Here is a 24,659-nt window from a genome sequence, read left to right on the forward strand (position 1 = left end):
TATATAGATTTCTAAATTTAAAATAGATTTATTGATTTTCTGATATTGTTAAAATATTTTGAAATTTTTTTCAAGAAAATCTTATTTGTAAAAAAGAAAAACCCTGAAAAAATTTCAAGGTTTCTAATAAGATAAATTTATATAATGTTCTGAATAATATACATAAACAATCAAATCGGTACATTTAATTTCTCTCATCCAGACTATACTGTCGGCTTTGGAGTCTCACCAAATCATGCCTGTAAAGGCTTGCGGGCTCAATCATAATAAAATGAAAATACCGCCGGTGGGGAATCGCACCCCGCCTTGAAATTAAATCAAGTATATAACACCTATAGTATAATGTCAATACTGATTATTTTTGAAATCATAATTTTTTACAGCGTTTTTTATCATAGAAATATAATTTTTCTTTCTGCCCCGCTTTTCAAGAATTTCACTAAACAATTCATGACATGAAACAAATTTTATTTCATCAACTTCCTCATTTTGTATATGACAATCAATAATATCAAAATCTTTTTGTGCAAAAAAAACATCAATTATACGACCCGGTTTTATAATCCGTCCTATATAATTTAATTCGCCCTCTGATAAACTTATACCTATTTCCTCAAAGGTTTCTCTTATGACCGCATCACTGCCACTTTCACCTGAAAGAGCTGCACCACCTGTTATATCCCATTCCCCCGGATGAGACTCCTTGTTCTTTGAGCGTTTCTGAACAAGAACTTCACCGCTTAGATTGAACAGATACATATGTACGCATAACATATAGTCACCATCTTTCGGAATTCCTCTTTCCATGGTGCGTCCTGTTTTTTTACCGTTTTCATCATATACATCCCAAATTTCCGTCATGATTTCCTCCAAATTCGTGCAATGTTTAGATTTATCTCTTTTCTGCTTCCATTTTGCTGTAAACACATCCACAATAATTTTGGCGGTATAAATCATATTGTCTGGAATATTCAATAGATTTCAAATACCCGCCTTTCTTTTTAAAATCAGAGACAAGGTATCTGATACCGTATTCTTTTTCAAGTTTTAGACCTATCTCATTTAATTTAGCGGCATTTTTGTGGGGACTTATCGATAGTGTAGTCGTAAAAAACTCAAAACCGTTTTCAGCTGCATATACCGCCGCCTCCCTCTGCCGCATTTCATAACATTTAAAGCAGCGCTCCCCGCCTTCCGGAATATTTTGAAGTCCTTTTGCCATTTCAAAAAATTTTTCCGGTTCATACTTACCTTCCGCAAATGAAACTTTATTTTTTACTGGGAGTTCGCTTATAAGCCTTTTTTGTTCTTCTACTCTTTTCTGATACTCTTCTGCCGGAGAAATATTAGGATTATAATAAAATATTGTTATCTTAAAATAATTTGCAAGATAACTAAGACAATAGCTGCTGCAAGGTGCACAACAACTATGCAGCAGTAATGTCGGTACTCGGTTTTCTTTTTGCAAATTGTCAATTATTTTGTCAAGCTCAATCTGATAATTTATCTTATTCATCTGTTAACGTTCTCTTCTCCTTTTATGGTGCAAAAACCGACAACAGTATAGTATTCTTTATGACTGCTCCGGTAAGTCCTATTTCAGTCCATGCAGCAGCCGGCACAATTGTAAATAAAAAGCTGCAAATGACATATATTATTATAAAGTCAACAAGAAATCCTGCAACAGCCCCGCCTGCTTTGTTTAAAAAGCCTATTACCGGAATATGGTCAACTATTTTTAATACTTTGATAAGCTTTCTGAAAATATACCTTACCACAAAAAAAACTATCATGAATATGACTGTATATAAAAACGCTTCTGTTACATTCGTAACCCCGTTTTTTAAAATCCCGGTATCTTTTGAAATATTTTTCGATATTTCATCTGCAATATACGGAGATATTGTTTTTGACAATATCCCTGCAAGAATATAAGAAACGCCGACAACTATGAGGCTTGCCACTTTCATAACAAGTCCCTGATGCCATCCGCTTACAAGCGACACACAAAAAATACATGCTAATACTATATCTATTATCGTACCGATATCCATTACATTAAAACGTCTGCCATGTCGTAAAGACCTGCGCCCTTTCCTTTAATAAATTTAGCAGCAGTAACAGACCCTTTTGCAAATACAGCTCTTGAATATGCTGTATGTGAGAATGTTACAACTTCATCTGTCCCTGCAAAAATAACATCATGCTCTCCGACTATAGTACCACCTCTTACAGCTGAAATACCAAGTTCTTTTTTATCACGTTTCTGTCTTACTTTAGAACGGTCATAGACATACTCGTACTGTCCGCCCATCTCATCATTTATTGAATCTGCAAGTGCAAGTGCAGTACCAGAAGGAGCATCAAGCTTTTGATTGTGGTGTTTTTCAACTATCTCAATATCAAATCCTTCGGTTGCAAGTTTTTTTGCAGCCTCCTTAACAAGTTTCATTAAGAGATTTATTCCAAGCGACATGTTTGCTGACTTCAGTACGGCAACTTTTTTGCTTGCTTCTTTAAGATAATCAAGTTGTCCGTCAGATAAACCTGTCGAGCATACAATTATAGGAATCTGTTTCTCTACTGCATAGTCCATTCTCTCCTCAAAACCGTTTGCAGAAGAAAAATCAATAATTGCGTCAGCCTTTACATCACAATCTTTTATATCCGTAAAAACAGGATATGTATTTTGTCTGTTGTTTACTATATCAATACCTGCAACAATCTGTGCCTCACTGTCATTTCCTACTATTTCAGTAATCATCTGACCCATGCGGCCATTGCATCCTAACATAATTATATCTGTCATTTTATCCTCCAATTTCTGTATTATACCATAAAGGGCAGACCAACGGACCTGCCCACTTTATTATTTACAATATCATATTTTTTATACATAGATTATATAATTTATCACTATGCAACCACATTAAAACCTGCATCTTTCAATGCCTGTCTTAGAACTTCCTTGTGTGCATCTTCCATTTCTGAAAGCGGCATACGAAGTGAGCCTACATTGAAACCGAGCATATTCATGGCAGCCTTTACAGGAATAGGATTTACCTCACTGAAAAGTGCATGGATTACAGGAAGAAGTTTTATCTGAAGTTCCTGGCTTCCCTTTACATCGCCTGCCATAAGTTTAGCAACTATATCATGAGTCTCTTTCGGTGCAACATGAGAGAGAACAGAGATAACACCCTTTCCGCCCAAAGCTACGATAGGTACAATCTGATCATCATTTCCTGAATATACATCGATTTGTCCCTCAGACTCATAAATAATGTTTGCTACCTGTGAAAGGTCTCCTGATGCCTCCTTAACGGCAACGATATTGTCAACCTCTTTAGCAAGTGATGCTATAGTTTTAGGCTGGATATTTACACCTGTCCTTCCCTGGATATTGTAAAGTATCATAGGAATATCCACACTGCCTGCAATAGCAGTAAAGTGCTTTTTCAAACCGTTCTGTGTCGCTTTATTATAATAAGGAGATACAACTAATATTCCATCAGCACCAACCCGCTGTGCCTCTTTTGATAAATAAATCGCTGTGTCAGTGCAGTTTGAACCTGTACCCGCAATAACAGGGATACGCTTCTTTGTCATCTCAACACAAGCTTTTATAGTCTCGATATGTTCCTCATGTGTCATTGTAGATGCTTCACCTGTTGTTCCACAAACAATTATGGCATCTGTTCCGTTTTCAATCTGATAATTAACGATGCGCTCCATTTCATCATAGTTTATAGAGCCATCTTCATGCATAGGTGTTATAAGTGCAACACCTGCACCAGTAAAAATAGACATAACTATCTCCTCCTCATCAATTATGTATATAATATTATATTCAAAATAGTTACACTTGTTGTGTACTTTTCAAATCACATTTTATCTGTATCATCTTTTTCAAGTTCAATCTTAGATATGACATTCGTATACTTGATAAGTTCCTGTGGCAGATTTCTGCCTGTGAGCACAAGTCTAGTGTAATCGTCGCGAAGTTCTATTAGCTTTATAATATCTGAAACTTCTATAATCCCGAAGTCCAAAAGACCAAGCACCTCGTCAAGTACCAGAACATCACATTCTCCCGTATCAATGACCTTTTTGGCAAAATTAAATCCGTTTAAAATATTCTGCTGTTCTTCTTTTTTCTGAGACGGCAGAAGTGAATCATATGATTCCTCGGATTTTTCAAATCTGAATAATTTTATATCCGGTTCCAATCTCTCAAGAAAATTAAATTCTTCTGCATCTTTTCCTTTCAAAAACTGTATTATAATAACAGACTGTCCAAGACTTGCAGCTCTGATACACTGTCCAACTGCCGCCGATGTCTTTCCTTTTCCCGGTCCGTAAAAAACCTGAACTATTCTTTTTCCCATTTTTCCTCATTTCCTTTTTATTCTTATAATCTAAGAATGGCCAGATAACGACATATTTATTCATCATCGTCAACTCTAGCCATTCTATCACATATATTCTAAAAAATCTACCTAAATTTCACTAATCAGTATTTTTTCTGTAATTTATTACAACATATTTTTACCTCTTATTCAACCTCTATATCTCCTAACCCATACTCTTTGAAAAATTATTCCTCTGAGAGATATTCCAGCTTGCTGACTGAAACCTCGTATGCAACCCTCTTCTCATAAAGCTCTTCATCAATTTTTTTCTGATATTCCCTGCTCTGTATCCTGCCCCAAAGCTGAATATGTGCACCGACTTCAAACTGGTCGGCATATCTTGCATTTCTTCCCCAGCAGATACATGGAATATAATCAGATTTACCATAAGGTCTGTTTACGGCAAGCAATACATCGGCAATCTCTCTTCCAAGTGGTGTCTTTCTGTAAACCGGTTTTTTACAAACATATCCATCGAGGAAGATATGATTAGGATTTTGTTCTCCTTCAGGAATGTCAATAAATGATACCTCTCTTGCAAAAACAGATAATACAAGTCTATTTTTAGTTTCCTCATGTCTGTTATATGACCTGAATTGTCCGCTGGCCTGTAAAATACAGCCTTTATAGTCTCCCTTTACATCCATAAGTCTGTCTGAAACCATAACCGGAATAATGTCACAGGAATCACTGAGCCTGCTCACTGCTATGTTCACTAAGAAAAAATTTTCACCATAAATTTCATGACTGAAAGTAAAATCACTCACAACTTCTCCTGCAATTGTTACCTGATTATTCGTAAACACTTTATCCAACATATTTTCTTTTCCTCCATTATTTTGCAGGTGTATTACAACCCGCTTGTATTTTGTTTTAATAAATTATATGACATTTTAAACTTTTTAGAACCACTTTATACCCCCTATTTCAATATTTTGTGTATCATTTTTCGACATTTCCAGTTTTTATACCTATATAAGATACATCTTTTTGCGTATTTTTTCCACATATAAATATGTTTTTATTCAACATATGCAATTTGAGCCATTCAACAGCCATTCAAAAGTGAACAGTAACAATTTTATACTATATATAAATATTTTTTTGTTTATTTTTATATCTTGTACACCGGCGTTTTTTTCGATATAATAGTTATCTGTGGATTTTTGTTTGATTTAAAAATAATGGAGGAAATTAAAAAATGAACATTAAACGTGATGATATAAGAAACATTGCCATTATCGCCCATGTCGATCATGGAAAAACTACTTTAGTAGATGAACTTCTTAAACAGAGTGGTGTTTTTCGTTCAAATCAGGAAGTAGCTGAGCGAGTAATGGATTCAGGTGATATAGAGAGAGAACGTGGTATTACTATCTTATCAAAAAATACTGCCATAACATATAAAGACACAAAAATAAATATTATAGATACACCGGGACATGCTGACTTCGGCGGTGAGGTTGAACGTGTTCTTAAAATGGTAAACGGTGTTGTACTTGTTGTCGATGCATTCGAGGGAGCTATGCCTCAGACAAAGTTCGTTCTTAAAAAAGCACTTGAACTTAATCTTCCTGTTATCGTATGCATAAACAAAATTGACCGTCCTGAAGCCCGTCCTGCTGAGGTTGTAGACGAGGTTCTCGAATTATTTATTGACCTTGATGCAAGCGAGGAACAGCTTGACTGCCCATTCATCTTTGCTTCCGCTAAAGCAGGTGTCGCATCTTACAGCATGGATGAAGAAGGCAAGGACATGGTTCCTCTTTTTGAGACTATACTTGATTACATTCCTGCCCCTGAGGGAGACCCTGATGCAGGAACTCAGGTACTTATAAGCACTATCGATTACAATGAATATGTAGGTCGTATCGGTATAGGTAAAGTTGACAACGGAAAAGTCAGTGTAAATCAGGATGTTGTTATCGTAAACCATCATGACAAAGACAAAATGCAGCGTGTAAAAGTAAGCAAGCTTTATGAATTTGACGGTCTTAATAAAGTCGAAGTCAAAGAAGCAGGCATTGGCTCTATAGTTGCAATTTCAGGTATTGCAGACATTCACATCGGTGATACTCTCTGCTCTCCTGAAAATCCTGTTGCAATTCCGTTCCAGAAGATTTCAGAGCCAACTATCGCAATGCACTTCATAGTAAATGACAGTCCTCTTGCAGGTCAGGAAGGAAAATTTGTTACATCAAGACATCTTCGTGACAGACTTTTCAGCGAATTAAATCACGATGTAAGTTTAAGAGTTGAGGAGACAGAAAACACTGACAGCTTTAAAGTTTCAGGACGTGGAGAGCTTCATCTTTCAGTTCTTATTGAAAATATGCGCCGTGAGGGATACGAGTTTGCGGTAAGCAAAGCTGAAGTTCTTTACAAGACAGATGAGAGAGGCAAAAAATTGGAGCCTATGGAACGTGCATATATTGATGTTCCGGACGATTTTTCAGGAAATGTCATTCAGAAATTAAGCAATCGTAAAGGTGAACTTCAGGGAATGTCATCTATAGGTGGCGGATTTACAAGACTTGAATTCCTCATACCTTCGCGTGGTCTTATCGGCTACCGTGGCGAATTTATGACAGATACAAAAGGAAACGGTATTCTTAATACTATGTTTGAAGAATATGGTCCATATAAAGGAGACATTGCATATCGTAAACAGGGTTCACTTATAGCATTTGAATCTGGCGAAACTGTAGCATACGGTTTATTCAGTGCTCAGGAACGTGGCACTTTATTTGTAGGTCCGGGTGAGAAAGTTTATGCTGGCATGGTTATTGGACAGAACGGAAAAGCTGAAGATATAGAATTAAATGTTTGTAAGACCAAACATCTCACAAATACACGTTCTTCATCAGCAGACGATGCCCTTAAACTTATTCCTCCAAAAAAGCTCAGTCTTGAGGAAGCTCTTGAATTTATTGATACGGACGAATTACTTGAAATCACTCCTGAAAATCTTCGTATCCGTAAAAAAATACTTGATTCAACACTTAGATTCCGTTCTAAGAAAAACGCAAAATAATAAGTTTATAAAGCTTAAAACAATATATAATATCCAAATATAAAACAATATCCTGAGAACAGTTAATCTGTTTTCAGGATATTGTTTTTAGTGTATAGAAAAATGCTCTTAACACAAAGTGAATTTTACAACTATTCATTGTTGTCCTTTGAGTCTTCACCGTCTTTGTTTGTATCATCTCCCGCTTCGTCATTAGGAGTAGGTTCAGGTGTATGAATTATATCCTCACTGTCTGTCGGCTTTTTTGTTGCCACCGGTTTAGGTGTACTCTCTGCTTTATCAGATTCTTTTTTTCTTATCGTTATTTTAATTTTAGGATATTCAAGAACTTCACATTCCTCTCCAACATCACATCGAAGTCTCATGGCATATGTTCCCTCTCCCAATCCTTTGCAGTTGATGTACGGACTGATTGTTTTTGTATTCAGATTTCTCAAATCCGATGCTATACCTGTAACGACAACATAAACATTCGACAAGTCAGACGCAGGTATAACTTCGTAATCGTCATCCAATCCGCTGTACGCTATATCATTTGCCGCTATCTGAATTTTCTTTTTGTATAATTGTTCAATAATTATCTTAATTGAAACAGTTGCAGACTCATCTAACACGGTAATATTTTCCGGCAGATAATCGCTTATCAAAATATCCTGTTCAAGTCTTCTCGAATCACTGGTCATTCCTGAAATATCAAGCGTTATCGGAACAGAATTTACATGTGAAAGAATTCTAGGTCTCCCTGCTATTTCTACCTCTTTTGGCAGACAATTTGTCTTTACATACTGATAGCCCTCCGCAGGTTCACCAATAATTTTAACTTTTACAGGTATCTTTTTGGTTTCTAAAACGCTTGCCGTAACCCTGATACTGTTGGAACTGAATGTGAGTGTACTGGATGTAACCTTATTTCCGTCAGAGTCATATGCCGCGGGAACCAATCTTTTTGCAAAATCATCTGATACATTGTTCACATTGAGGTATACTCTCACAGAATCAATCTGTCTTATGGCAGACTCTCCTCCGGATACCTCTATCATATTCGGTTTTGCAATACACTCTCCTATGCTGTATCCCTTTTCAGGATTTCCCTCCGTAATAACAGTCACCTTGACCTGCTTACTTGCCCTGTTTTCAAGAGAAACTTTCAAAACCTGGTCACATTCAAGAGTTACCTCTGACGAAACATTTATTGTCAATGACGGTTTAATCGCAACTGCATTTACTGCTGAGAGATCAGATAAATCTGCTGTCGCTCTTATGTCAGATGCCTCAAGTTTGTCTACAACACTCTTTTTTCCCCGTACTTTTACGCTGGCTGTACTTCCGTCTATGACCTCATAAACTTTATTTACCGATTGAAGTGCACTCTCATTTATCGTCTCGACATTTACACTGAATGTCCTTGTTTTATATGGGTCATCAATATTGATAATAATCATCCAAATAAGCAGTGCAAAAAAAACAGAACCAATTTTTATACCAATATTATTTAAGTAAATATGTTTTGTTTCCTCTTTCATAATACCCTCCCATCCTAATTTTGCTTAGCTTTCTTTGAATGAAAGTTGATTTTAAATCTTTTTTTAGTCTCATATGGATTGCCCTGAATTTCAGAAATCTTTTTCCTTAAAAGATCTCCGTCAACATTTCTTAGGAGTTTCCCGCCTATGGCTATGGAAATCTTACCTGTCTCTTCCGATACGATTATTGTAAGACTGTCACTTACTTCACTGATACCAACACCCGCCCTGTGTCTTGTACCAAGTTCTTTTGACAATCCGAGATTGTCCGAGAGAGGCAGATAACATGTTGCTGCTACAATCCTGTCCCCTCTTATTATGACTGCCCCATCATGAAGCGGAGTATTATGCTCAAATATATTTATAAGAAGCTGCGAGCTTATAGTTGAGTCCAAAGTAATTCCTGTTCTCTCATACTCTGTCAGAACAATATCCTGCTCTAATATAATAAGTGCACCTGTCTTGACCTTTGCCATCTCAACAGTGGCTCTGATTATCTCATTAATCGAGCGGTCTGAAAAACGTTTATTTTTATCTTTTTGTTCATCAAAAGGTATTATTGAACGCACGATATTTTTCTTTCCGAGTTCTTCAAGAGCTTTTCTGAGTTCAGGCTGAAAAACAATTATCAAAGCAGTAATTCCAATTGCTATTGTTTTATTAAATATCCACAGAATAACACTCATATTTAATAAATATGCAACTATATAACATAAAAATAATATTAAAATCCCCTTAACTAAAGCCCACGCTCTTGTCCTTTTCACCCATAAACTGACATGATAAATCGTAAATGCTATTATAAAAATTTCTAATATATCAGTCAATCCTATTTTAGGAAAAGATAATACATAAAAATATTCTTTAAATAATGATATTACAGCCTCCATTATTCCTCCATATTGTTTCTAACTCTTATTTTTAATATACCAAATATATTTTATATCTATTTTTCTTTTTTTTCAATATCAATTAAATCATCATCATCAAGTGAAACCGTAAAATCAAAGTTATGGTCAAAGTCATCCTTCTGATTTTGATTATTCTGTAACATATTTTCCGCACTTTTATCATTCGATAATTCATCACCCTGCTGTTTGTCTTCATTGTGATGTTTTATAAAAGTGTGTGCATTATATCTTTTTATATTCTTGTCAGCTTTCGCAATACTGTTTTTTGGAACTGCTCTCACATAATAATAATATTCATCATCCTCAAACTGCAGATTTTCTACACCGCTGTAATTTAATGACAGCCTGAAAAACTGGATAATCCAAACTATTATTATTGATATAATCACTGAACTAAAAAATTTTATCATGCTCATATTTATATCCATGAAAAAATTCATTATCAGCAGCAGTATCATATTTACAAATCCTCCGCTAACAATTGCAATTTCAAATGAATAATCAATTTTTGCGTTTCTTACAAAATATACTACAATTGTAACCACCGAAAATACCATCAGTGTGATATAGAGTTCTTTATCCGTAAAAGTCTGCTGCATAACAAGATAATATAAATTTATGGTGTCCTCTGTGGATGTACTTACAACAGTAATTACGTTCTGCAAAAAGAAATATATCACCACACCTATTGCTTCAGGAATTATTGACAACGGTGTTTCCATAACACCAAGAAGTACAGGAACAACATATGGCACTCCAAACGAAGATAATACAGGCATTGACAATATTACATATCCGTCTTTCGGAATAAAACGCACATATATAAAATACAATATTGCAAAAATCAGCGCCGTTATAAACGCTAAATAACGTGATACATATAAAATATGCAGAACAATAAACACAACTTCAAAAAATAGTAATATCTGTGTCGGGAAAACTACTGAGACAGCAGCCAAAATTCCTGCTATATATGCATGATTTAAATACGGGTTAAATCCTATCACTTTGTTTGTTGCAAAAAAAGTAATAAATGCTGCCAAAAATCTAAAAAGGACATTAAAACCAGGTGCATATTTGTGATATAATTTTTGAATATGTTCTCTAATTTCCAGTAATATCGACATTTTCTGTCTCCTTCCCATCCTCTGAGTAAAATTTTTTCAATTCAAGTACATATTTATGATATTTTTGCAGTGTTTCCTGCTCTTTGTCATATTTGTCCTGATAATAAATCTTTGAAATAAGAACACTTACTATAATTATTAACAAATATGAAAACAATAATGCCATTCCGGCATATAAATAATTTATTTTCACAAAATTCAGCAATAAATAATCCATATTATACAGTGCAATCAATATCAATATAAGAAAATATCCGATTGTATAATTCCATATTACCGACAATACATGCATCTTCACATAATCATTTTTATAAAAAAAAGCATCGTTTAGAAGTTCACTCCCATGTTCTTTTTCTTCATGAGCTATCGCTGTCATTATCCTAACTTTTTCTTCATTAACCATAGTGCTCCCCATTCCATGTACAATTTCCCGTACTCATCATATCCACAACTGTCTTAAAATTTATTTAACGAGGCATAGTTTTTTCTCTGAGCCATGCTTTTTCGTCTTCATCAAGATACGGTGATATTCTTTTATATACTTCACTGTGATACTCGTTTAAAAGACTAATATCCCTGTCAGTCATATATTTTCTGTCAATTGCATCCCAGTCAAACGGAACCATAGTCAGATTTTCAAAATACATAAACTGACCGTTTTCATTTTTATCACCCTTCAAGCACAAAATAAGATTTTCATGTCTTATTCCAAATCTGCCCGTGCAGTAAAATCCTGGCTCATTTGATGTTATCATGCCTTCCTCAAATACGGCATACATATTTTTTTTATTTCTCATCTGCCAGCTTATTCCATTTGGTGCTTCATGCACATTTAAAATATAACCTACCCCGTGACCTGTTCCGTGATTGTAGTCCATTCCATACTGCCATAACGGCTGTCTAGCCACACAATCAAGCTGTGTACCCGTCATTCCGTACGGGAATTTTGTATTTTTAAGCCGCAGATGTGCAGTAAGTACAATCGTATAGGCCTTCTTTTCCTCATCAGTCAGCCTGCCAAGCGGGAATGTCCTTGTTATGTCAGTCGAACCGTCATAATAATGACCGCCTGTGTCAGAGAGCAAAAAGCTTTCCGGCTGCAATGCGATGTCACTCTCCTCTGTAGCAGAATAATGTACAATGGCTCCATGCTCACGATATGCCATAATAGGCGTAAAACTTGGTCCTAAGTATCCTTCCTGTTCATTTCTCAAAGCTTCAAGTTTTTTTGCGGCACTAACTTCCGTAATCTGCATTTTTCCTACATTTTTCTGAAGCCAATACATAAACTTTGTTACAGCTATTCCATCTTTAATATGTGCTTTTCTCTCATTTTCGTATTCTGTTTTATTCTTTACTGATTTCATCAAAATAACAGGACTTTGTTTATCTGTTATTTTAATTTTATCCGGTAAACTCATTTTTATAAGATAATTTGAATTTCTTGAATCAATTAAAACATGATTTTCAGCTTTAATAACTTTTAAATCACTGTAAAATGACATGTATGGTCTTATCTCTATTTTTAATGAAGATATATATTCTTTTATATCTTCATTAAAAATTTTTTCATCCGCATACAAAACTGCCGAATCTGCATATATTATCATGTACGATAAAAAGACCGGATTACATAAGACATCATTCCCTCTTAAATTTAACAGCCACGCTATTTCGTCTAAAGCAGATAATACAAATACGTCTGTATTATTATCCGACATCTTTTTTCTTAATATCCTCATTTTTTCAAAAGAATCAACCCCGGCATATTTTTCTGAAAGTCTCCATACAGGCTCTTTGGAAAGTTCAGGTCTGTCCTCCCAAAAATCATCTATATAGTCTGCATCATAAACAAATGAAATGTTTTTTAAACTAAGTTTTTTATTAAGTTGTTCTGCAAAAGCTATGCTGACTGTTCTTCCGTCGAACGCTATCCTGCCGTTCTCTGACAATTTATCAAATAAATATTCATCAATTTCAGGAACATCCGGCTGAAACATTTTCATCAAATCAATATCAGAATCTTCAAGTTCTTTTTCAGCCTGCAAAAAATATCTGCCATCCGTCCACAACGCAGCCTCTTTTTCTAAAACAACTATAGTTCCGGCAGAACCGGTAAAGCCTGATAAATATTCTCTCTCTTTAAAATAGTCTCCTACATATTCTGAACCATGAAAATCCTGAGTGCAGACAATATACGCACTGATATTATTTTCTTTCATTTTTATCCTGAGTAACTGTAATTTTTCTTTTACTGTTTTCATTATGATGCTATACCCTTTCATAATTATTATAAGTATCCAATATTTACGTTCTTAAATGTTTTAATATCATTCCTTTCAACTGCTCCTGCTTAACCGGCTTAAACAGCCAGTCATCCATTCCTGCTGCAATGTATTCATTTTCGACTCCCTGAATAACATTAGCAGTAAGCGCAATTATTTTAACTGTTCTTCCAGCATTTTCCGGCAGATTTCTTATCCTTTTCGCAGTCTCTATACCATCAACTTCAGGCATCATATGATCCATAAAAATTATATCATACCTTCTGCCGAGACTATATGCTTTCAAAATTGCACTTCCACTTGTAAAAGCCTCAATCTTAACATTGAAATCCTTTAACAATGCTGCTTCAATTCTTAAATTAACCTTGTTGTCATCGACCAGAGCAATATGTGCATTGCTTAAATCAAATTGATTATCCTTCCCTTTTGCCAGTCTTTCCTTAAAGACAATATCATACATCCGGTCAAAGACAATTCTTCTGATTTTGATAATATCTATCGGCTTTACCAGAACATTGTTCTGGTCATCTTTTGGAATGACTGTGTTGTACTCGGCAATCGCAATAGTTCTAAAAGGAAGATTTAATGACTCAACTTCCTTCTTGCTTTTCTCATATGAATACAATAATATTGTTTTCATATTGTTTATCTTTTTTAGTGGAATTTTTTCCAATTGTTTTATATTGTGCACAAATATTACCGAAATACCTAATCTTGAAAAAATTTTACTTATATGCCATTTTAAATCATATTCCTCAGTATAAAGATAAACCTTATAATTGACTACTTCACGTTCAGACGGAAGCTTTTCAAGTTCTAAATATTTCTGTATTACACTTATCTCAAAACAACTTCCAAAGCCATACTCACTATGTACTTCTATATCACCGTTCATAAGATTTGCAAGCTGTTTTGATAATGCCAGACCGATTCCTGTTCCCTGTATTTTTCTGTTAGTCTTATCATCAACCTGACTGAAACTTTTAAACAGCTTTTTCATATCTGTAGGCTTAATACCTATACCAGTATCCCTGACCTTAAATATAAGCTTCATATTATTTTCAGCAAAAATATTAAATGAAATATCAAGTATGATCTTTCCCTTTTCAGTAAACTTTGAAGCGTTACTCAGGATATTCTTCAGAATAGTATATACTTTCTCATAATCACCGTATAATTTGCTTGGTATTCCCGCACCGACATTGACCTCAAAGTCTATATTTCTTTCATCAAGCTGCTCTGCCATATATGTCTCAGCTCTTTCGAGCAAATCAGAAAATTTATATTCTGTCTCATTTATATCAAGATTTCCCGAATCTATTTTTGAATAATTGAGCAAATCATCAACTATTGAAATAAGTTTCTCGCTTGCATGTCTTATTGTAGTAACAGAATCTTCCTGAAAATCGTCAAGCTTACTCTTTTCAAGAAGTTCCGTCATCCCATAAATTGCATTTAACGGTGTTCTGAGTTCATGTGACATATTTGCAAGGAATGACGATTTTGCCGCATTTGCCGCCTCAGCAGCTTTTCTTGCTACAATTTCTTTTTCACTTGCATCTCGTATCATCTTAGGATTTAAAAGTGTTAGTTGCATTATAAAGGCACTTATTCCCATAGCTGCATCCAAAAGCACATATTCACCATAATAAATTTGAATTCCTAAAAATACTGCAGAAATCACAAAAAGTCCCATCACTGTCAATTGATAATACAAGCCAAGATGCTTACCCTTGAACCAAACCAAAATCGAGCCATAAATCATATAGAATAATGAAATGCAGATCAACAGTGGCAGCATTTTCCCTCTGTGATATCCATTCTCCGCTGAGTAAGTGTATACCCAGCCTGTTACAGGAGAAAAAAGTATTAATATCTGTGCAACACCCGCCGGAATAAAATACAAATATTCCCTATATGGTATCTTTTCATATTTATTTGTCAATGCCATAACGAACATTAAATATAATGGTGCAATTAAATGAGTTGAAGCGAAATTAATCCATATACATAAATAACTCAGAAATAAATTATCACTGAAATGAACTGAAATAAACACACCGCATATTGAATCGGCAAAACTACTTATAAAACCAATCAACAAAAAATACTTAAACAATTTTGTTACAAGATTTTTTACTTGCGGAATGCAACAGTTATATACAAGTAATATAAACAAAATAACAGCAGAAGCTATATCATATTCGTATTTAAATGTCATTCTTATCCTCCAAATCTGAAAAAACATCTGCTAATTTACATCCTGTAAAAACTTATCTTCAAACTTTTCAACAGACAAGGGTTTAGAAAAATAATATCCCTGAAACATCCCACAGCCATGTTTTATAAGTGTATCAACTTCCTCTTTTGTCTCCACACCCTCTATTATCAAACCTTTTCCCAAATTCTTTGTTAAAAGAGCTGTCGCATCAAGAACAGCAACATTCTTTTCATCATGTATATTTTCTTTAATAAATTTAATATCAAATTTAACATTATCAACATTCATACTCTTTAAAATATTTAAAGATGAATAACCGCTTCCGAAATCGTCCATCTCAATCTTAAAACCAAATTTACTGAGTGATGATAACACATTTAATTTTCCTTCAACTTCTGTCACAAGCACATTCTCTTTAATCTCAAGTCGAAGATTGTCTGGATTTACATCATATTCTTTAATGAAACCGGTCAACATTTTATACACATCAAGATAAAAGAAATCCTTTGCTGAAATATTTATCGACAGGTATAAATCTTCTCTCCCCTTTTCTTTCCATTTTTTAAGCTGAATCACTGCCTGTTCCCATACCCATCCGTCAAGACGATATATCAGACCTCTCTTCTCAAAAACTCTTATAAAATCCCCAGGCATAATCATTCCCTTTTCAGGATGTTCCCATCTGACAAGTGCTTCTGCACCTTTTACCGTCCCATCACCTGAAACACGAGGCTGTAACTTTATCTTAAACTGTCCCTGTTCAATTGCTGTCTCAAAATCATTCACCAGCCCCTTTTCATAATTTACCTCATCAAGAATATCATCGTCAAAATAAGCAACATCAAAATAAGCAACATTGCAGTCATTGCTTTCTTTTATACCGTCAATAGCTATATACGCCTTATCACACATATCAGAAACCGGTTCATCTATATCTGTTATTTCATATATACCTATATTTATATATACTCCAAACAGTTTATTATGGTATTTTTTTCCAATTTCAGTATTCTTTTTGATAAAATTATCCATATCAAATAACTCTTTTGGAACACACATTGCAAATCTGTCTCCTATAAGACGTCCATATACATAATCCGCCCTGATTTTTTCTTTTAATATGTCTGCCTGCTGTTTCAAGACTTCGTCACCCATCTCAATTCCAAACAGATCATTTATCATTTGGAAATTATTTATTCTGGTACAAATTATCAGTCGTTTTACCTCCGGATTTATATGAATAATTTCACTTACCTTGTCAAAAAACTTTTCTCTTGTATAAATTCCTGTAAGATTGTCATGATTTGCACGATAAACTGCACTCCTGTATTTTTCTATTTCATTTGTTCTGTCACTCATGCAGAAATAATATCCTATAAGACGACTGTTTTCATCAAGAATCTTTTTAAATTCTGCTTTTATGTAGATTTCTTCGTCTTTATACAAATGTCCCTCAGTCCACGTTGAGGCACTCTCACCCTCTATATGTCTGCGTTCAAGCCATATAGGAAGATATTTTTCAAATATTTTTATATCATCACCTGTCTCAAACAAATCTCTCGCCAGTTCATTTGCATAAATACATTTTCCCTGAAAATCAAAACATATTATGCCACTGTTCATATCATCTACTACCAGTGAAAGTGTTTTTTCTACAAGTCCATTAGGCATAAAACTTACCGCACAATAACTTATAAACACCGCCGCAATCATATAAAATGGTATTGATATGTCAAATGACAAATCAGTACATACAAATATTGCATTTAAAAAAATCACAGTCAGAAATGTACTTAAAACAATACTGTACTTTTTCCTGTAAAACTCCGGAACTGTCATAATTTTCCTGACCATAACCGCCATAATAGCTATAACAATTATATATGAAAATCCTAAATGCATATAAAAAACAACACCAAAATCAGCTATACTGTTAAAATCACTTTGAAAAAAATATTTTTTTCTACTAAAAAAACATTATGAAAAGGAATATTTAAAAGCAATAATGCATTATCTATCGCAGCAATAATATACAATATTCCTTTTATTCTTTTATTTAAAAAAGAATATTCGGTATAAATTCCCGTAAAATCAAACAGACCAATTAAAACCCAATCTATTGAACAACAATATATTGTTGCAAAAATATATGCAATCATATTATTATCAGAAAATCCAAACACTAAATAACTAATAACTGTCACAAGAGCTATGAATAATAACCTTGATATTGATTCTGCTACTTTTGTACCTGATTTTCTGCATTTGTATATGCAGTATAATATCCCAATAATTACTACACATACAACTGATATAAGGATATTTATCATCGTATCTCTCCAAAACAGACTGTATTATCATAAAAAGACAAGACTAAAATAATCTTGCCTTTTTACAACACCTAAAATTTATTTTTATTTAAAAATTAAACAAATCAACCTTTCCGGCATAGCGATCATTTATAACAAAATATGCAGCTCTGTCTTCCGGTTTTAAATAAAGTTTTAATGACTTAATATTTCCGGCTCTGTGTCCCTCTGACACATACTGTTCTTTAATCTTTTCTATGATAGCACTCTGTTCAACTTCTTCTCCGTGATACTGTACATATACCTCAGGTGTAAGCTGCTCTTTCTGTTTGTTTTTGCTTCCCGGCTTTCTTCCCCTCTTCTTTGGTGCAGATTGTGCACTTTCTTTCTTTGTGTTAGCAGAGACTACCTTTGTATCTGCCTTTACTGCTTCCTCTTTTGTTGCTTCAGGCTCTTTGACAGCTTCCTTTTTTTCAATCGGTTTCTTTGCCACTTTTTTAGATTCTGTTTTTTCTGTCTCTTTAGAAATCACTTTCTCTGTTTCTTTTTTAACTTCATTTTTAATTTCATTTGCCGTTGTAACATTTTCATCTTTTTCTGTTACGTTTTCCTTTGTGACAGGTGCAGTCTTTACTGCTTCTGCTTTCTTTGTTGTAGTTGTATTCTTTTTTGATGAATTTGTGCTTCTTGCCATGACACCCTCCAAAAATCTATTTACTATATGTATATTAAACATATTTAGTATATTACTTATGCCCGATATTTGCAAGAGATTACGCATGATTTTTTATTTTTCCTTAAAGCTGTCCCTATTTACAAACCATATTCCGGCAGCTACCAATATGATTGATACCGTATATTTAAAATAAAATTTCTCCCCAGTCAGAATACACGATGTGAGTGTTCCGAAAACCGGAATAAGTGCATTGAATATTGCAATCTGCCCCACAGGATTGTATGACAAAAGCTGATTATACAAAACAAAACCTATTACAGAAATACATACAAGCCCCGCCATTACAAAAATACCTTTTAATGTTATTCTCTCAACACTTCCGCCTAAAACAATACCTCCTATAAGAAGCATTATACCTCCAATCGACAATCCATACCCTGTCGCTTTAATCACGCTTATCTTTCTGTTTACCGTAACAACTCTTGTTATAACGCCTCCAAATGCAGCACAGAATGTACTTATAAGAAGAAATCCCTCTCCATTAAATGAAAGACCTCCAATCATGTCTGTTGTATAATTTGCTATTACAATACCCGAAAATCCAAAAATGCATCCTGCAATTTTATTTGCGTTAATCTTTTCTTTAAAAATTATTGCAGCTAAAAATATAAGCCAAAAAGTTCCAAGAGAGTCTATGATAGACGCCTTGCTTCCACTGCAATTGGATAGTCCCATGTAAAAACAGAAATAGTGAAAACCTGTATTTACTGCTCCGTACAAAATAAGCCATAAAAAATCCATTGTGGAATTTATTTTTATATCCTTATTTTTAAAGAAAGAAATTATAAGTGTGATTATCCCGGCAGATAAAAATCTGACACCTGCAAACAACATCTTACCTGCCGTGTCATCAACAGCAATGGCAAACTCACGCATTCCGATTTTTATAAAAGGAAATGCACATCCCCAAGAAAACATTGCGATAACCGCAAAAACAACCACCATACTCTTATTTGTAAAAATATTATTTGCTTTTGTTTTCTTTATATTTTTCTTATCTTTAGCTGTCATCTCATCAAAATCCTTTTTTTATTTTACAGTTGGATTGACATGTATCATTATATGTTTTACTTTCGGAAAATTCTTTTCTATTGCATCATGTACATTTTCTGCAACAGCATGTGTTTCATTCAACGTCTTTGTACCATCTGCTGCAATCTCCATATCAACGTATATCTTATTGCCAAATACCCTTGTTCTTAACAAGTCAATATTTTCGACACCTGGAATACTTAACGCACAATCCTTTAATTTATCAACCACATCATTGTCACAAGCTTTATCTACCATTTTATTTACGGCATCCATAAATATATCAAATGCGGCCTTTTCGATAAAAATGCAGATAACAACAGATGCTAATGGCTCCATAATGCCAAATCCAAGCCTTGCCCCGGCAATACCTATAAGTGCACCGATTGAAGAAAGTGCATCTGATCTGTGATGCCATGCATCAGCCATAAGAGCACTTGAATCTATAACTTTGGCATAATATCTCGTATACCAAAACATCATTTCTTTTACTAAAATTGACACAATTGCAGCAACAAGAGCCAAAATTCCGGGCATTGATACATTGTAATTTTCAAAATAGATTTTTGCAACTGCTCCATACCCTATACCTAAACCTGTTGCAGCAAGCACCGTGGCAAGAATTACGGCGGCAACACATTCAAGTCTCTCATGTCCATATGGATGCTCGGTATCAGAATCCCTGCTTGAAATCTTTACTCCTATCATAACAATAACCGTGCTGAAAACATCAGATGCCGAATGGACTGCATCACTTATCATTGCCCCGGAATTTGCAAAAATTCCCGCAAAAAGCTTTCCGACAGATAAAATCAAATTCCAGATAATACTCACAATTGATACTTTCATAGCCGTCTTTTCATAATTATTTACATTCGCCATAATAAAACCTCCTTTTTTAACTGAGCACTCATACTTTGCATACTTAATACCAAAGTTTCCTATAACATTAAAAAAGTGAAAATCCATACTTTCCCGGACTTTCACTTTCAAAATTTGAGTAAAAAAGACCACGGGTCAGTATAAATCAAGTAACTACTGTCCCGTGGAGAAATAATCGTCTGACTATAATAATCCACTGTCACTAATGTGACCCGGCTCCTATGTGTCGGCCTGCTCAGTTTGTACTGTAGTAAATATATGCAGTGCAAAGAGTTTTAATAGTCTTTATCTTTTATTTTACTTCAATTTATTTGAAATTGCAAGTATTTTTTTCTTGCACGGTTATACATCATAAGTATACTGCTCATATCCATCCCTTTTGCCAAAAGACATATAAAATGTTCCCTCGCCGCTTCATAATAATTAAACAGAACGAGTTTTTCAGGTAGATTGTCGTATACTTTCCAGTAACCTGTGTATAATTCGTTTTTTCCGTTATTACTTATAAATCCCTCTACATCCTCTACGGGATAACCAAGCAATATCCCCATCTCATGTGGAAACTCCCCCTGTGTAAGCTGATAAATAGAAAATCTTATTGCAAACTCAGGCAACAGATCGTCAATATAGACGCTTTCATACCCAAAATTTCTGATAAATTTCTGATTTTCTTTTCTCAAAAGATACTGCTGAAGTTCCTTCTTTCTGTATAGAAGAATATTTGCTTTAATTTCATCTTCGTAAAGAAAAAATGCAGATATATCCGTTCCGTCAATAATATCATATAATTCTTCAACCATGTTTTTATCAATTATAAATAGATTGGACACTTTTATCCCTGTAATAACCGGTGCACATTGTAATGCAAGCTGTAATCCTACATCCTGTTTATCCATACTTTTCAACATGTAAAGTACATTTGTTCTCATATAACCTCCTGCAAATGTTAGCCACATGTATAATCTACACATGCAGAATTGACATTGTGTAACTTTTGTTAGATATATCTAACTACTATTTCATGCTACACTAATTAACATTTGCAGTCAATATAGTTATTGATACATTGTATCATTACCAAAATATGTTTATAATTCCAATAACAGCACCTATAAGAGCACCAAGATTTATGACTGTTTGAAGTTCATTTTTCATGACCTGCATAACAAGTTCTTCAAGTTCACTGACATCCATTTTGTTTATCTTACTTTCAACAATTCCCGGTATATCAATATATTCAGAAATCATGCTGCTACATTTTGAAACTGCCGTATCGAAAAGTTTATTTACAGATGACTCTAAGATATTGGTATCTAATCCCAATTCTTCAAGATTTTCACTCACCGGCTTTTCCATAAATGAGTCGACCTCAGTATCAACCAGAGGATAAATAATCTCCTCACCGTGATTTTTTATATATTCTGCTATTGAATTGCCTATTGGTGCCGACATTGCTGATACGGTAGATTCGTTTAAAAACATCTCCATCATGGTACCTTTTACCTTTTCAGATAAAGTCTTACTGGCAATCTGTGATACCATGGCATTTAAATCAATCTTTTCAAATGCACCTAAAATTTTTAATGTAATAACATCGCTCACTTTGTTTTTTATTTTATCGTAATCCGTTTCTTCAATGATAACATCATCATAATCACTTGCATCATAATCGACTTCTTTTGAAAGTTCTGTCTGTATCAAGTCATCATTTTCACCGGACTTTTTAGAATAATATTTATCTATATAATCTTTTATTGAACTGTCTGTGTTAAAGGCAGTATCCATGATTTTTTCTGATAGATTATTTTTAAGTCCGGACTCTGTTATCGCATTTACTATATCCTGATTTGTAAAAAGATTTTGTCCCACTGCCTTACCGACAGCCGCAGCTATTCTCGATTTGTTCTTTGGAATAACACCGGGTGTAAATGGCAGTTTCTTTCCAAATACATGAATCGGTTTCTGCGGTTTGAAAAGCATTTTGATAGCAATGTAATTTGTACAATATCCTATCAGTGCTCCTACGAGTATGGGAATAATAATTTTTAAGTATTCCATCTTTTTTCTCCATTCTTTTTATTATTTTGTATAAAAGGGCAAAACCCGCGTTTTGCCCTCTAAGAATTGCTTTGCAATTCTTATTGACTTCTCACTATGTTACAGCATTTTCCTATAACATAAGAAAAAGCCAGAGCATTTAACACTCTGACTTCCTCTTATATAATGAAAAATTAAGAAATGTATTAACTATTCTGCTGCAGTCTCTGATGTATCTTCATCATCATCTGTCTGATCGTTCTTAGATGCAATAACATTTACAACTATCGTCTCAGGGTCTGTTGTAACCTCAATCTTATCATTCTTTGAAATATCAAGATCCTTAACTTTAATTGTATCTCCAAGTCTGAGACTTCCGACATCTAACTTAATCTTGTCAACAAGATCAGCAGGATATGCTTTATATGATACTTCCTCAAGCAACTCTTCCAAAACACCTTCAACTACTTTTTCTCTATTGAGTAAAATAATTTCAGCGGTATTGTGAATCTTTTCATTGCTTACTAAAGCCTGAAATTCTATATCTAAAACATGCTTAGCCATATTATCGTAATCAATTTCTTTAATGACTACATCATACTTCTTTCCTTCAACCTCAAGGAATAACTGACTTCCCTTGTCATTATAACGTAATACTTCGCTTACATCTTTCTGAGCTATTTTTACAGGGATAGAACCCTCAATCTCTCTTCCGAAAAGATTTCCTGTCACATAACCCTCTCTTCTTAATGCCTTAGCCTTTGCGTTTCTTTTTTCTGCTTTTAAAGTATTCATTTGTCTTTTCCTCCAAAACGATTAAAATTTGCAATTGCGAATATGGTAATAAAACCATATCAGTATCAGTGCAATTGTAGGCAAAATTTGAAATCGCCTGGTGATCACTAGGTATCTTTCTGATACAATTGTGTTATAGCACTTTATTTGGCACTCGTCAAGTGTGACTGCTAATTAAATTGTGAATTTTTTGTGAATTCTGCAAGCAACATTACTGTTCACACATATAATCTGAGTTTCACAGGACACTGCTGTACACAAAATCTAATAATTCGGTCGCATAAGCGTACCCTTTTTAAATGTAACTGCAGCTGTTCTAAACGGATATTTCATTTTTGATACATAGTACCAAGGGTCGTTTTCATTATCCGGGTTTTTAAGAATATGAAACTGCTGTGCTGGCAAATACCCTTGTCCCAGCAAAAAAGCTTTATCTCCTGATTTATTCTCACATACATCAACAACCATCTCAACATGCCCCGGACTTCCGCCATATATAAAAATATCTCCCGGTCTTATATCTTTCTCAGAAATTTTCTTTGACTCCTGAACCATAGATAAAGTTCCGGCATAGGCAAAGACAAACCTGAGATAACTTTCAAATGTTTTATATGAACTGTCTTTTTGTCCACTTTTCACCCAGTATGTCTTGTTTCCGTCTACTTTTACTCTCATTCCCTGACCCCACCTTGAAAAGTCAACTTCAAATCCGTTTGTGAGGTGAAACTTTATCTTATTATATTTTTTCTGTTTATAGTAATACTCTGCGTAAAGCCTTATAACAGAATCCGCGCATTGTTGTAAGTCACCATCAGTCATATTCATTTTTAAAACCGCCGCATGTACATTCTGCGTACTGCTTAATTTTCCATTATATAATCTGATTTTTCTGCCATCACTATATAACGGATAATTCTCTAAAAATTCTCCGAATGAATTTTCTGATACACTTCTTTTATAACCTGCCGGAGTATTGAATCTTGTCTTGATTTTTGTACCTGAACTGTTTAAAATTTTATTTTCTTTACTTTTAATAGATTTTTTTAATGTTTTTTTATTGTCAGTACTGTTTGTTGTGTCCTTACTCACAACCGAAGATATTTTTTTACTTTTCTGACTAATATCTTTTCTGGCACATATCGTCGTATCTGCAACAACAATAATAAGTACAACAATAAAGCTAAACAATGTCAAATATTTAAAATTCCCATTCTTCATAAATATTTCCTCCCAACTTGAAAGCAGAACATATGCCTGTCTCCAATCCGTACAATATACTTTAGTATACTTCCTTATTTTTCCTTAATACGCTATTTAAAGTATAACAGATTTGAGCAGCAATAGTATTAAGATTT

General features: G+C 34.2%; 23 protein-coding genes and 2 riboswitches. Of the genes, 1 reads left to right on the forward strand and 22 read right to left on the reverse strand.

What is annotated here, in order from left to right; translation table 11 throughout:
- Positions 1–182: 182 nt before the first annotated feature.
- Positions 183–318, reverse strand: a riboswitch (FMN riboswitch).
- 27 nt (positions 319–345) lie between these two features.
- From ACZLXV_RS04960 to ACZLXV_RS04990, 7 genes are all read right to left on the reverse strand, one after another.
- Complete coding sequence (locus ACZLXV_RS04960) at positions 346–861, reverse strand: NUDIX hydrolase (RefSeq protein WP_482382686.1); 516 nt, start codon at positions 859–861, stop codon at positions 346–348.
- A 31-nt stretch (positions 862–892) separates the two neighbouring features.
- Entirely contained in the window at positions 893–1,516 is a 624-nt protein-coding gene (locus ACZLXV_RS04965; protein ID WP_022225607.1) for an epoxyqueuosine reductase QueH, read from the reverse strand.
- A gap of 22 nt (positions 1,517–1,538) precedes the next feature.
- Complete coding sequence (locus ACZLXV_RS04970) at positions 1,539–2,054, reverse strand: CvpA family protein (protein WP_022225608.1); 516 nt, start codon at positions 2,052–2,054, stop codon at positions 1,539–1,541.
- Positions 2,054–2,809 carry a 4-hydroxy-tetrahydrodipicolinate reductase gene (gene dapB / locus ACZLXV_RS04975; protein WP_022225609.1) on the reverse strand — a complete coding sequence of 252 codons (756 nt, stop codon included), beginning with the start codon at positions 2,807–2,809 and terminating at the stop codon, positions 2,054–2,056. The genes ACZLXV_RS04970 and dapB overlap by 1 nt, the downstream gene beginning before the upstream one ends.
- 107 nt (positions 2,810–2,916) lie before the next feature.
- Positions 2,917–3,810: a 4-hydroxy-tetrahydrodipicolinate synthase gene (gene dapA / locus ACZLXV_RS04980; RefSeq protein WP_022225610.1), complete on the reverse strand. Its 894-nt coding sequence runs from the start codon at positions 3,808–3,810 to the stop codon at positions 2,917–2,919.
- Positions 3,811–3,884: 74 nt separating this feature from the next.
- Positions 3,885–4,388, reverse strand: coding sequence for a cob(I)yrinic acid a,c-diamide adenosyltransferase (locus ACZLXV_RS04985; RefSeq protein WP_022225611.1), 504 nt, complete (start codon positions 4,386–4,388; stop codon positions 3,885–3,887).
- Positions 4,389–4,597: 209 nt separating this feature from the next.
- Positions 4,598–5,230, reverse strand: a complete 633-nt coding sequence (locus ACZLXV_RS04990) for a single-stranded DNA-binding protein (RefSeq protein ID WP_022225612.1) — start codon at positions 5,228–5,230, stop codon at positions 4,598–4,600.
- Positions 5,231–5,613: 383 nt separating this feature from the next.
- Between ACZLXV_RS04990 and typA the strand changes: the two genes are divergently transcribed.
- Positions 5,614–7,446 (forward strand): translational GTPase TypA, encoded by a 1,833-nt coding sequence (gene typA, locus ACZLXV_RS04995; RefSeq protein WP_482382687.1) that lies wholly within the window; start codon positions 5,614–5,616, stop codon positions 7,444–7,446.
- 131 nt (positions 7,447–7,577) lie between these two features.
- On the opposite strand, the gene ACZLXV_RS05000 is transcribed toward typA, so the two are convergent.
- The 15 genes from ACZLXV_RS05000 to ACZLXV_RS05070 all read right to left on the reverse strand — a co-directional run bounded on the left by ACZLXV_RS05000 (position 7,578) and on the right by ACZLXV_RS05070 (position 24,522).
- Complete coding sequence (locus tag ACZLXV_RS05000) at positions 7,578–8,969, reverse strand: CdaR family protein (RefSeq protein WP_482382688.1); 1,392 nt, start codon at positions 8,967–8,969, stop codon at positions 7,578–7,580.
- A 14-nt stretch (positions 8,970–8,983) separates the two neighbouring features.
- Positions 8,984–9,859: a diadenylate cyclase CdaA gene (gene cdaA / locus ACZLXV_RS05005; RefSeq protein ID WP_367334783.1), complete on the reverse strand. Its 876-nt coding sequence runs from the start codon at positions 9,857–9,859 to the stop codon at positions 8,984–8,986.
- 56 nt (positions 9,860–9,915) lie between these two features.
- The gene (locus tag ACZLXV_RS05010) at positions 9,916–11,007 is read right to left on the reverse strand and encodes a hypothetical protein (protein ID WP_482382689.1); all 1,092 of its coding nucleotides are present in this window, start codon (positions 11,005–11,007) and stop codon (positions 9,916–9,918) included.
- Positions 10,985–11,410, reverse strand: coding sequence for a hypothetical protein (locus ACZLXV_RS05015; protein ID WP_482382690.1), 426 nt, complete (start codon positions 11,408–11,410; stop codon positions 10,985–10,987). The genes ACZLXV_RS05010 and ACZLXV_RS05015 overlap by 23 nt, the downstream gene beginning before the upstream one ends.
- Positions 11,411–11,474: 64 nt before the next feature.
- The gene (locus ACZLXV_RS05020) at positions 11,475–13,271 is read right to left on the reverse strand and encodes an aminopeptidase P family protein (protein ID WP_482382691.1); all 1,797 of its coding nucleotides are present in this window, start codon (positions 13,269–13,271) and stop codon (positions 11,475–11,477) included.
- A gap of 43 nt (positions 13,272–13,314) precedes the next feature.
- A complete protein-coding gene (locus tag ACZLXV_RS05025) occupies positions 13,315–15,513 on the reverse strand; it encodes an ATP-binding protein (protein WP_482382692.1) in 2,199 nt (732 codons plus the stop codon).
- Between the two features lie 30 nt (positions 15,514–15,543).
- On the reverse strand, positions 15,544–17,415 hold the full coding sequence (locus ACZLXV_RS05030) for a putative bifunctional diguanylate cyclase/phosphodiesterase (RefSeq protein ID WP_482382693.1): 1,872 nt from the start codon (positions 17,413–17,415) through the stop codon (positions 15,544–15,546).
- A gap of 23 nt (positions 17,416–17,438) precedes the next feature.
- Positions 17,439–17,843 carry a hypothetical protein gene (locus ACZLXV_RS05035; protein WP_482382694.1) on the reverse strand — a complete coding sequence of 135 codons (405 nt, stop codon included), beginning with the start codon at positions 17,841–17,843 and terminating at the stop codon, positions 17,439–17,441.
- Between the two features lie 88 nt (positions 17,844–17,931).
- A complete protein-coding gene (locus tag ACZLXV_RS05040; RefSeq protein WP_022225621.1) occupies positions 17,932–18,516 on the reverse strand; it encodes a DUF6465 family protein in 585 nt (194 codons plus the stop codon).
- 93 nt (positions 18,517–18,609) lie between these two features.
- Complete coding sequence (locus tag ACZLXV_RS05045) at positions 18,610–19,569, reverse strand: DMT family transporter (protein WP_482382695.1); 960 nt, start codon at positions 19,567–19,569, stop codon at positions 18,610–18,612.
- A gap of 18 nt (positions 19,570–19,587) precedes the next feature.
- Positions 19,588–20,472 (reverse strand): cation diffusion facilitator family transporter, encoded by an 885-nt coding sequence (locus ACZLXV_RS05050; protein WP_367334775.1) that lies wholly within the window; start codon positions 20,470–20,472, stop codon positions 19,588–19,590.
- Between the two features lie 154 nt (positions 20,473–20,626).
- Positions 20,627–20,721: riboswitch (NiCo riboswitch) on the reverse strand.
- Between the two features lie 53 nt (positions 20,722–20,774).
- A complete protein-coding gene (locus ACZLXV_RS05055) occupies positions 20,775–21,401 on the reverse strand; it encodes a DUF3793 family protein (RefSeq protein ID WP_482382696.1) in 627 nt (208 codons plus the stop codon).
- 145 nt (positions 21,402–21,546) lie between these two features.
- Positions 21,547–22,530, reverse strand: coding sequence for a DUF445 domain-containing protein (locus ACZLXV_RS05060; protein WP_482382697.1), 984 nt, complete (start codon positions 22,528–22,530; stop codon positions 21,547–21,549).
- A 189-nt stretch (positions 22,531–22,719) separates the two neighbouring features.
- A complete protein-coding gene (locus ACZLXV_RS05065) occupies positions 22,720–23,304 on the reverse strand; it encodes a 50S ribosomal protein L25 (RefSeq protein ID WP_482382698.1) in 585 nt (194 codons plus the stop codon).
- Positions 23,305–23,568: 264 nt separating this feature from the next.
- Positions 23,569–24,522: a DUF4846 domain-containing protein gene (locus ACZLXV_RS05070; RefSeq protein WP_367334773.1), complete on the reverse strand. Its 954-nt coding sequence runs from the start codon at positions 24,520–24,522 to the stop codon at positions 23,569–23,571.
- Positions 24,523–24,659: the final 137 nt, after the last annotated feature.

The sequence above is a fragment of the Butyribacter sp. genome, from assembly GCF_056818865.1.